General features: G+C 44.1%; 4 protein-coding genes and 1 pseudogene. All 5 read left to right on the plus strand.

The features are described 5' to 3' along the window. Nucleotides 1-81 precede the first annotated feature (81 nt). Nucleotides 82-2241: a hypothetical protein gene (locus Phpb_RS01975; RefSeq protein WP_065388944.1), complete on the plus strand. Its 2160-nt coding sequence runs from the start codon at nt 82-84 to the stop codon at nt 2239-2241. A gap of 194 nt (nt 2242-2435) precedes the next feature. Further along, nucleotides 2436-6329 carry an RHS repeat domain-containing protein gene (locus Phpb_RS01980; RefSeq protein ID WP_065388945.1) on the plus strand — a complete coding sequence of 1298 codons (3894 nt, stop codon included), beginning with the start codon at nt 2436-2438 and terminating at the stop codon, nt 6327-6329. 39 nt (nt 6330-6368) lie between these two features. Then, nucleotides 6369-7610: an RHS repeat-associated core domain-containing protein gene (locus tag Phpb_RS01985; protein ID WP_082302513.1), complete on the plus strand. Its 1242-nt coding sequence runs from the start codon at nt 6369-6371 to the stop codon at nt 7608-7610. Nucleotides 7611-7979: 369 nt separating this feature from the next. Beyond that, nucleotides 7980-11252, plus strand: coding sequence for a pullulanase-type alpha-1,6-glucosidase (pulA, locus tag Phpb_RS01990; RefSeq protein WP_075489372.1), 3273 nt, complete (start codon nt 7980-7982; stop codon nt 11250-11252). Between the two features lie 138 nt (nt 11253-11390). Continuing rightward, a pseudogene (locus tag Phpb_RS01995) lies at nt 11391-12417 on the plus strand (DUF3375 domain-containing protein); the annotation flags it as partial.

A 12417-nucleotide genomic window follows, 5' to 3' on the forward strand; every position in this document is an offset into this window, starting at 1 on the left:
GTTCATGATGATGGCCTCTTAAAAAAATAAATCACACGCTGTCAATATATCGCTAACAGGGTGAGGGCGACCATCTCATTAGTGTGGGAAGATTTCGACGCTATTGATCTGTTTTTCCTTGAATTTGCTGATAATCCCCAAGCATCCGGTGTTACTCTTTATGCCAATGGTCGTAATCAGGTGGCGGTAACACTGACTTTTCGCGCCAGAGCCAAATGTGGTGGTTATCTTCCATTGACGGCAAATGATGTCCTGTCGGTTGCTTGGTTGCATCATACTGGTAATGGTGATCGGCTTTATTCCGCTGAGCAGAAAAATACACCTTGGCGTGCTCAATTTATTGCTGATGTTTTTACTCAACCTGTATCTTGGTTAGTGAGTCAAATATCATCCTCTGATGCTAAATTGAGTTGCGATAATCTTGTGAGGGTGACTTGGTATGTTTCCTGTTCTCCTTGGAATACCCTTGCAGCTACTTCATTGAGCGTTGGTGTGACGATTGCTGGTAAACGTTATATTACCGATGACTATCGTGTTCCTGATCGACATTCTCATTTGCTTGTCGATGTGTTACCGCAGAAGAAATATGTATCCAATGTTGATGATGACAACAGTGATGTTACTTTGAAACGGTATGATACTGCGACGATTAAAACGACAGATACAAATAATAATTCCGTTTCTATCGACCAGGATAACTATTATTTGGCGTTTAGTGATAGTAGTCTATATATCAATAAGGTCGATATTAATTCTGAATGCTGGCAAGGGGATTTAAATGCTACTTTGGATTCGCCGGCAAAACCTTTTTACACTGGGCAGGGATCTTACCCTAGAAGCGGTTTTATTTGGCCATTAGGAACACAAAAGTCGGTTTATTGTACGTTGTATACATCACCGGGTGAATACGCTTCTTCTTTTACAGATCTTAATTCGTTCCAGGCTACAGTTAATGAGTACCCCGGGCAATTGTGTCTTACTCGATTGGCATGGCAAGATAGTCCCGAGAGTGCAAATGATGCCTATTATTATGCTTATGTGACTTATTATGACCAAAACGGTAATTCAGGGAATGTTATTTTAGAGCCTAATAGTAGTGATGAGGGCAATACTATTGGCATTCTCAATTGGCAGGAAGTTTTTGGTAGTTTCAAGGAATTAAAGATTGAGGCGCTAGGAAGTGAGGGAATTGCTGAAAGTTCAGCAACAATCTATGCTAATGGGCTCAACCAGGTGGGTCTGCGTTTGAGAGTTGAGGCAATGGATACGAAAGGAGTTGCTATTCCTCTGCAAACCAGTGATATCAGTGGCTTGACATATCTCTGTGATTATGGCGATCGTTCTAAATTAACTTTGGATGGAGATGCTTCATCGACCAGTTCTGAGTGGGCTTATGCAGGCGTGCCAAACGACTTTTTCAATCCTGTTTACCCTGTGGGTGAAAGCTATGTAGTTAGCGCTCAATCACAGGATACGGTGTCAGAAGCGACAATTGTTTATTATCTCTATAGTCAGCAAAACGGGCAGAATAACTCCAAAGATATTGCTATGGGGATTACGGTGAATGATGTGGAGTACACTACGGCGGAAAATGATCCTAATTATGGCACTCCCTCCTATGTGGTAATAAAAACTCTAGTAACGCTAAATTATATTTATTCCGGCAATGGGCAGTCAGGAGGAGAGGATAATAACAGCGACTTTACTTTTACTCGAGAAGACACGGCTAAGCCGAAATCAACTACTAATAGTAATTATACGGCCGATCAAGATAACTATTATGTTCGACTGAGATCGGCGAGTATATTTAAAATTGTTTTCTCTGATCCCGGTGTTGTAGAGACACAACCATATACATCGGGTTCTTATTACTATAGACCCTATTATATAAACTCTTGGGATGAAGGGTTTATGAATGGTTATATTTGGGCACAGGGAGAGGATCGTATAGTAATAGCGGTTGATTGTGATGCCTATGGCAATGCTACATCTAGTGGATACAATCATTACGCTGGAAACCATTATAATATAGAGGTATGCCAAGATGGTACTACAAGCCTTTGCTTGACTCGAATGGCATATAATTATGTAAGCCCTGGTTATGACACTTATCACTATCAGGCTCGGATCTATGAGTTCTATGTTTCGTTATATGATCAATATGGTAATGTCGGTTATGTCAATTTCCCATGGCCGGGTGGTGATGCTAATACTATCGTTATAGCCAATGGGAAATCTTAATAAATAAAATCATCTCTGAGTTAATTTATGACCTGCTCGTCTATATATGCTTTTTCATAAAATACATATTAGAGGCGGGCAATTCTTATAAGCAAACTTAACTCTTGCATTGCATGGTGGACTCATTAATCAAATCTGTCGTGAGTCATTATGTGGAGCGGATATTCTCTATTAATTACTGCTGAGATTAAATTATGCCTTCATTCAGTTATTTCACTCAGTCCGGTAACTTTATCAGTGCTACTCAAGGAAGTGTTGATCCTCGTACCGGCCTTTTCTCCCTTTCCATGCCTATTGCCAATCTTATTGGCAATAATAATCTAGGTCCTAGTCTGACGCTAGCATTAAGCTATGCCCCACTAACGCAGGATAATCCCCAAGGTATCGGTACTGGTTGTACATTGGGATTGTCTTACTACGATTACAGTAATCGTCAGTTGTACCTTGATACTGGGGAACAATATAAGATTATTGAAATGTCTGATAATACTGTCATGGTTGATCAGAAGCGTTTGAATAACTTTAATTTCGTTAAAATCAGTAGTAACGAATACCAGATCCTGTACAAATCTGGTGGAATTCAGGTACTGACCGGATTTGATGGTATGGATTTTCTACCCACTCGGATTTATACCCCATCCGGTCGTGTTCTTATGTTGTCTTGGGCTGTCTCTGGCTCCCAAAAACGCTTACTATCCGTTTCAGATGAGAACGACTTGCTCTGTCAGGTGAGCTACGATGACAATGATGGAACCGCCTCGTTTAATATCTGGCCGGGTACCACGGAAATGTATAACGTGATATTTACTTGGAGCGGTAACGGAGATTACTTGTCGACTATCACCAATACCGCAGTATTTCCAGAATTAGAATGGACTTTGGCTTATGAGGATGTAGATGAATTTCATTTGCTCACTGCTATCACTGCTCCTACTGGGTATCGGCAAGTAGTCACGTACGATAAAGATGCTATCGTTTTTCCGCTAGCGGCAACAGCATATAATCCATTATTAACCACCCTTCCAGCTGTGACACAGTATGTTCAGACGCCGGGTTTTGGTCAGCCACAAATAACCACGACGTATGACTATCAATTGTACCAAGGACATAATTATCTAGGCGCGGCAGACAGTTCTATTACCAGTTGGGATCCTAATAAGGATGCCTTACTGAACACGAATTATTATGACGGCGATAGTGGCTATCTATATGGTTCTATTGAAACCGTGGTAGATGCTAACAATAATAACCAGGTGATTTTGACCACTAAACGTACTTACAACAGCCTGCACCTAATGACTCAACAGGTAGTAGAGCAAGGATCATGCACTTATCAGACGGATACTGAGTATGATCTCACTGTCGGCGTGAATGTTGATGGTCAGCCTGCTCAGTATCAATGCCCTATCACCCAAACGGTGACTTATACCGATACTAGTCTCCCTAGTCACGCACAAAAACGGTCAGAAATCACAACATGCAGTTATGACGATGAAGGTAATCCCCTGACCCAGATTACACCGGATGGTACGCAAACCGATTACAGCTATTATCCTGCATCGGGTGATGATAATTGCCCGGCTGAACCCAATGGCTTCACCCGTTTTGTTCAGACACAGACAGTTATTCCTCCAGACACATCTGGCTTCGATGCACCAACTCAAATTACCAACTATACCTACAGCAAAGCCGCCACGCCGCCCGGAGGGCCAACTGACTATGTTGTCCTGCAAAATACGGTAACTAATGTCAGCAATAAAACAACGCTGTCGGCACAAACGACGACTTATAATACGGATGCCAGTGATACAGAACTTGGACGTATTACTAGAATAGAATCAACTATCTATCAGGATGAAATACCAAGCTATACCAGCACTGCGGATTTTATTTACAGCGTGGATGGCGAGAGCTTGGTACAAAATACTACCTATACTGGCTATGATTATCTCAGTTTTTCTGTCCAGCGTTGCCAGTCACGCTACAGCGGACGTGTTAGTTCCACCACTGATAGGCAGGGTAGTCAAACCACCTACAGTTATGACAATTTAGGCCGTTTAGTAAAACGGGTGCTAAATCCCAATACCGAGTATGAAAATACTTATACCACCACCTATGAATTGTCGACAGATATCACTACCACCCGAACCGATAGTAGCGGGAATAGCCAAGTGCTCTATTTTGATGGCATGGGACGGATACTGAAAAAGACACGTAACGATCAAAGTGCTCTCTCCTCATCTGGTCAAAGTAACACGGAGCAATATACCTATCTGACTCGGACTTACGATGAATTGGGCCGTTTAGCAACCAGCATTACTCAGGATGTGGACACGACTTCCTCGCCTCAGACTCAAAACAGTTCAGCTACACCATCATTACTGGCTACGCTATCGTATAACAACTGGGGTAAAAATTACCTGACGCAATACAGTGATAAACGTACTGAATATGCCAATTATGATCCGGTAAGTCTCCAAATAATGGCGCAATTACAGACATCTTCTTCACCGGATTCAAGACCCACATCTACATTGGGAAAACAGGTCATTACCCTGAACGTCCAGCAGTTACCAATACAAATCGAACATATTGATGCTTATGGTCACTCTCAGGGATACATTATTAATGATTATGATGGGTTAAAACGTTTGCGTCAGCACACTGATGAGTTGGGGAATATCACTTCCTATACCTATGATGACTGGGGACGTGTGGCCACTCAGACTCTGCCGGATGGTAGCGTAGTAACGAAAAGTTATGCTCCTTTCTCTGGAAAATCCTTAGTAACAAGTATCAGTGTAACGGATGGTGATGGCAATCAAACAGATATGGGAACGCAGACTTTTGACAGTTTGCAGCGCCTGACACAAAGTACAAGTGGAGGACGAACCTATAGCTACAGTTATACCGGTAGTACACCTGTACCCGATTCGATAATGACACCGGCAGGGGACATAATTACTTATCAATATATTCCTCAATTGGGAAATGCGTTAAGCAACGTTAGTGGGTATGGACTAACTCAGACTCGTGGGTACGATAATTTGACCGGTTTAATCACCAGTGCGACGGACTCAGGGCTAGGTAATATGGGGCGTACTATGACCTATGTTCCTGCCGGGTATTTAGCAACGGAAGATTTTTCCCCAGAAAACGGCACAATTCGCAGTACCGGATATACCTATTCCTTGATGGGGAATCCACTCAGTTACACCGATGTAACCGGAGTGGTACAAACTTGCCAGTATGATGCTTATGGGCGTCCTGCACAGTTAAATGCTCCTTCGGTAACAGTTACGCTGGATTACGATGATTACGGCCGTCTGATCTCCCAAGTGGCGAAGGATGGTAATGGGGAAACGTCAGTAACAACAGCGCTGACTTATGATGATTTTAGCCGGGAGATCAAACGTGTTATCTCCTCTGGCACATCGGAGGAATTGCTGACGATTGCTCAGAGCTACCAACAAAACGGACAACTTGCTAGCCGGGAAACTAGCCAAGGGAGTACGATACTGCGGCGGGAAGAATATACCTATGATAGCCGTAACCGGCTTATTGATTATCAATGTTCTGGGGACCAGTTGCCACAGGACAGTTACGGAAAATCCATTCAGCGCCAGCAGTTCACCTACGACTCTCTGAGTAATATTACTCAATGTATTACAACGTTCAGTGATGGCTCCGGGCTGGCAACCGACACAGCACTTTTCTATTACACCAACCAAGATGATCCAACCCAGTTGATAGAAGTAACGCATAGTCATCCTGATTATCCAGCTAATATTGTGCTGAGTTATGACAATAACGGATGTATGACGCAGGATGAAGCAGGACGAACACTGAGTTATGACATTTTGGGGAGATTGAATTCGGTATCTGGAGCGGGAGCTACCGGTGGTCAATATGGTTATGACGGTTTGAACACTCTGGTTACCCAGGCGGTAACTGATGATGATCATCGGGAGTTGTATTACCGGGCGGGAAATTTGGTGAATGAGTTAAAAGTGGATGCTAGTCAGCAGAGTCGGTTTGTGAAAATTGGCAACCGTTGTGTGGGTGTTGACGAAGATAGTCTGTCATAAGCGAGTAATCCAAATAATACAAACAAAACGAGCTATGAGATGAATGGTTCGTTTTGCATAACAGAACTTAGGAGAAATGCGATGACTTTTTATCATACCGGCGTTGATATGATGGATAGCGTATTACTGTCTCTGGAATCCAACAACGGGCAGCAACAGAACGTATGTTACTCCCCTTACGGGGCAATTGCTCAAGCCCCTAATAATGATTTGCCGGGGTTTAATGGCGAACGTCGAGACCCCATCAGTGGTACGACTCATCTGGGGAATGGATATCGGTCGTACAATCCAACATTGATGCGTTTTAACAGCCCGGACAGTTTCAGCCCGTTCGGTTCAGGGGGGATTAACCCATATGCTTATTGCGATGGAGATCCGATTAATAACAGCGATCCATCGGGGCATATGAGTACTAAAGCTGCGGTTGGAATCGGTGTGGGGGTATTTGGTCTGATTTTAGGCATATTTACTTTCGGTGCTTCTATTGCAGCCGCCGCAGCCGCAGAGACTGTTACCGTATCAATGGGGGCTGCAATAGTAAGTTCTGGCTTGGGTATTGCGGCCTCCGCAACTAGTATTGCCTCGGACGCTCTTGAAGATACAGACCCTCATGCTTCAGAGATTTTAGGTTGGGTGTCATTGGGGCTGGGTATTACCAGTGCGGTGGCGAGTGTGACGGGTTCTGTATCAAAGACTGCCAGTTCTGCGGGTGGTGATGTGAGAGGCCCTGCTTTTAGTAAGCAGGGGGCCTCTCCAACAGTACCTCAAGATCTTCAAAATGTGGTTGACCCTCATGTCAGTATTCGTTCAAAGAGATCAATTAACAGACGAAATCATAGTGGAAGTAGTTGGCACTCTATATCATTTGCAGGAAAAGAAATTTATGGTTCGGATACGCCAATAGGCGCTTCGGACTTAGATCATCCAATAAGGATGATTGAGACTGATCCTAATTATAATGGTAAGCCAATTTTAATCTTAACAGCTTCTCATGGTGATGAGCTTGGCTTTAATTGGGATGCAAATATAAATGGACGTAGAAGGACAGATTTGCATGAAATATCATTTTTTAATGAAGACAGAGATGATAGAAAAGGTAGTTATAATGCCAGTAAACAAATGCATATTAAAGATATTAGAAATTCTACATATCAGGATATGAAAGAATTTATTAATTCTCCCGATTATAATCTTATTTTAGGCTATTGTTTTGGTCGCAATGATCAAGCTTTACGTTTTTACACAGGTGCAGGTCCTGTAACAAGTTACACTTATATCTAATGCAAGAAAAAACGCAGGATTAGGAGGAAAGGAATGACTTAATAATCCTGCATCACCAAAAATGCTTTTTTGCAGAAACAATAAAGTTTGTGAAAATATATAAAAATGACAATGACTGCATTTGACATCATTTTAATCTGTATCTGATGGAATAATATAAATAAGCTCACACTAGGTTTATGTAATAAAAGATCATTACATTATTATTGTGCGCAATATCACGAAAAGGTATCTCCTCCTAACTCCTCCTCCCTCTTAGTATCAAAACTAGGAGGATGCTGACTCATCTGAGACATTATTTAATATTTCATTCCTATTTTATTAACAATAATATCGGCGACGATTTATTTCTATTAAAAAGGTCTGATTATGGTAGCTCACTTCTGGAAAAGGGCTTACCTGGCCCTATTAAGCAGTACATTCGTTTTACTACTGGCAAGCTGTGATAACAATAGTTCTTTACCCGAATCCCTGGAGGAGCCGATGGCGCATATCCCTAATAAAGTACCCAGTGAAGCTGCTGTTGCCGGCAATTTTCAGGCAGTAGTCCACTTGGTGGACATTGCTAAATTAAGTCAAAGTCCAACAACGAACCGTGACTACAGTACCAACACCCTCTACTTATGGAACGATAAAAATTGTGATGCTTTGGCTTCCCCTTCATCAAGCTGGAACGACACCAGCGCAACGCCCGCTGGCAGCGATAGTTATGGGCCTTACTGGGTAATACCGTTAACCAAGAACGAGGGTTGTATCAATTTTATCGTGCGTGATGGTAGCAACAATAAATTGATCGACAGTGACCTAAAAATCTCTTTCTCTGATTTCAAGAACCGTACCGTCTCTGTGATACCCGGTAGTCATCAAATCTATAGCAGCCGTGCGGCAGCCTTTAATTCTGTGTTTGGTGTTTCTCAGGCTTCGGCACATTGGGTCGACAACCGGACTTTGTTGTGGTCGGGTGGAGCGGATAAACCCCATGTCCGCTTATATTACAACCGGAATGGCAAAGTAGAAGCTAATGATGAAGGAAATTTCATCGATAGCTATCTGACACTGACGCCGACCACCTTGAGCCAGAAAACGGCTGATAGATTTCCGCACTTGAGGAAATTAACTGCATTCCGTTTGCCTGCGGATACGGATGTTGATGCGTTACTTACCGGTGATTTGGTGGCGTTAGCGACCAACAAAGAGGGCTTGCTGTTATCGGCTACTCAAATACAAACGGCTGGTGTTTTGGACGATCATTTCGCCAATGCTGCTGACACACTGGAATATGGTGCGCTAATCAACGATACCGGTGTTACCTTCCGCTTGTGGGCGCCTACCGCTCAACATGTTGGGTTGGTTATCTACGATGCAGATAAACAGGTCATCGCCAATCATGCCATGAACCGTGATCCTGCTAGTGGTTCATGGTCATGGCAAGGTGATAAGGATTTGATTGGTGCTTACTACCGCTATGCTTTAACGGTATACCATCCATATTCCCGTAATGTAGAGCACTACGAGGTTACCGATCCCTATTCCCACAGTCTGTCCACCAATTCGGAATACAGTCAAGTCGTCAACTTGGATGACGAAGCGCTAAAACCACAAGACTGGGATAGCGTTCTTATGCCGCATTCGCAAAATACACCGGCGGATATTGCGCGTATGACCATCTATGAGGCTCATGTCCGTGATCTCTCCGTTGCAGATGAAACAGTACCGGAAACTTGGCGCGGTAAGTATTTGGCTCTCACCGCTGACAACAGCGATATGTTCAAACACCTTAAGGCATTGAGTCAGGCAGGGGTGACTCATATGGAGCTATTGCCGGTATTCGATGTGGCTTCCATTAATGAATTTAGCAACCAAGTAGCCGATCTCTACCATCCATTCAGTCGTTTGTACCAAGTCAACCCAAAGGTGAGGAGCAGCCGTTTCGCTGATTATTGCAATATTTCACAGACTGTGGGTGAAGTATTGCAGGAGTTACAGCGCGGTGACAGTGCCAATAACCCGCAGGTACAAGAACTGAATGCAATGATTGCAGAAACCGACTCCTACAACTGGGGTTATGATCCGTTTCATTACTCGGTACCGGAAGGTTCTTATGCTACTGATGCGGAAGGTTCGGTACGTATAAAAGAGTTTCGCGCCATGATTCAGGCTATTAAGCAGCAGTTGGGAATGAATGTAGTTATGGATGTAGCGTACAACCACACCAATGCTGCTGGCCCCACAGATAGGTCTTCCGTGTTGGATAAGATAGTTCCTTGGTATTATCATCGCCTGAATGAAATCAGTGGTAATGTTGAGTCCAACACTTGTTGTCACGATACAGCGCCAGAACACCGTATGTTTGCTAAGCTCATTGAAGACTCGTTAGTGACTTGGGTTAAGGACTATAAAATCGACGCATTCCGATTTGACTTAATGGGCTACCATCCGAAGGCGCAGATTTTATCGGCGCTGGCAAAAGTACGCGCGATTAACCCATCGGTCTATTTTTTTGGTGAAGGTTGGAACTCAGGGCAGGAAGACCGCTTCGAAATCGCTTCACAGATTAATCTTAAGGGTTCTGGGGTGGGTACTTTCTCTGATCGGCTACGAGATGCGGTACAGGGGGGAGGGCCGTTTGATTCCGCTGATAGCATTCGCGTTAATCAGGGGGTAGGCAACGGCGCTGGAACGTTACTTAACGAAATGGCGTGGTTCGATGCTAATGAGACGCGTCATCTGGCGGATTTGGTACGTCTTGGTATGGCGGGCAACCTGGCTGATTTTGTGATGATCGATAAAGATGGAGCGGTGAAAACGGGTAGAGACATTAACTACAAAGGCGCTATAGCCGGTTATGCCGCTGATCCGATTGAGGTGATCAATTATGTCTCTAAGCATGATAACCAAACGTTGTGGGACATTATCAGCTACAAAGCCGCGCGTGAGGCGAATTTGGCGACACGAGTTCGTATGCAGGCAATATCTCTCGCCACGACATTCCTTGGACAAGGATTGGCCTTTGCTCAACATGGATCGGAGCTATTACGTTCAAAATCTTTTACCCGGGATTCCTATAATTCCGGTGATTGGTTTAATCGTGTTAGCTACACCTACCAGGATAATAACTATGATGTAGGTATGCCGGATCAGCGTGTTGATGGCGAAAATTACGGATTGATTGAAAAAGTGAAAAATATGGTAGGTAAACCGGGCCGGACTGAATTGTTGCAAATGACGGCTTTTTATCAGGAACTGCTACGCCTGCGTCAATTTTCACCACTGATGACGCTCGGTGATGGCGCATCGGTTAAACAACGTGTTGATTTTCGTAACGTTGGGCCGCATCAGCAGCTTGGATTGCTGGTGATGACCATAGACGACGGTAATAGCACTGGTGATGACCGTGATTCGCGATTTGACGGCTTGGTGGTGATGATTAATGCGGCTCCACATTCTGCCACAGTAAGAGATCTTAACGTCAGAGGGTTGAAGTTGAATGATATTCAGAGGGAACTGGGCCACATATCTTTGGCGGTAGGTACCAGAATAGCGAAAGACGGCACGGTCACGCTGCCGGCTTGGTCAGTAGCGGTGCTGGTTTTGCCACAGGGTGGTGTTCGTGGTACTGGTTTGCCTGTTCGCAGGAAGTAACACGCAGGAATTTTCCATTGTTTGCATCGGGGCGGTTTGTCCAGACCGCCCATTTTTACCTCGAAGAGTACTCCCGCTGCTTCCTGGAAACTGTTAAGAGCTGATAATTCTCCTTTCATTTTGGCGTTTCTGGGAGAGTTGTTTTCCGAGGAGAGTGAAGTCCCTTTTAGTCGTGCCCGAGTGTCACTTGATGCAGAACTGGTACGTTGTCGTGAACTAGGTCTTTGGGAAACTGAAACGGGAGCGGGTACGTATCTTAATAAATGGATTCGGGAAGGCTGGTTGCGTGAGATGGACGACATGTTAACCAAAACGGATGCCAGTGAAGTTGCACTCCGTTTTAGTCAGGGGCTTGATGAACGCAGTACAGGAACCACTGCGTCTCATCTTCGAATTGTTCAAGAAGCTGTCAGAGAATTTGCGGTGGCTATTAGTCCGAATGTCGATGAACGTGTCACGCTTTTGGAATATAGAAAAGCTGAAATCCAGAGAGAGATTGATGCTCTGAGAGCTGGCGTGGTGCTTGAACTGACTGAGCTTGAGCAGCGGGAGAGAATTCGTGAGATCTACCAGTTAGCCTCTGTTTTAACGGGTGATTTTCGTCGTGTTGAAGATGAAATTCGTCAACTGGATCAGGAAATTCGTATTCAAATTATTGAGGGAGACTCCACCCGAGGGGATGTTCTTCTCTCTGTTTTAGAAAAAGAAGCGCTATTGGCTAAAACGGATGCGGGTAGTGCGTTTGAAAGTTTCTTTGATTTGTTATGCGATCAAAATAGAACAATGGAACTGCGGGATCAACTTCGAAGTATTTTAAATCGTCCTGCGGCAGAACATTTGACTACTCAGCAACGACAGTTCTTAAATCAGCTCATGAGGGAACTGAGCCGCGAGAGTGACAGAGTTTTTCAAAACGGAAGAGAGTTTGCGTGCTTATATAGAGAGTGGCGCTGCGCAAGAAAATCGTGCTGTTGATAGATTGCTTGGTCAATTGGAACGACTCGCCGTTGAATTGAGGAACTCAGGTTATGACTTGCAAACGGCGACAACTCTGTCACTGCCCGTTGGCGCGGCAAGTATTAGCAAAATCCGCCGTAAACCCTCGCCCAATGCGGGCGGTGATATAAGGCGAAAAGCCCGCAGGGCTTTCAGGTTATTAACCATC

This window comes from Photorhabdus namnaonensis, from assembly GCF_001684335.1.
GTDB lineage: Bacteria > Pseudomonadota > Gammaproteobacteria > Enterobacterales > Enterobacteriaceae > Photorhabdus > Photorhabdus namnaonensis.

What these genes read in the sequence shown, in the direction of transcription:
- pulA (WP_075489372.1), top strand. Translation starts at nt 7,980, where the DNA reads ATGGTAGCTCACTTCTGGAAAAGGGCTTACCTGGCCCTATTAAGCAGT.
- Phpb_RS01980 (WP_065388945.1), top strand. Translation starts at nt 2,436, where the DNA reads ATGCCTTCATTCAGTTATTTCACTCAGTCCGGTAACTTTATCAGTGCT.
- Phpb_RS01985 (WP_082302513.1), top strand. Translation starts at nt 6,369, where the DNA reads ATGAATGGTTCGTTTTGCATAACAGAACTTAGGAGAAATGCGATGACT.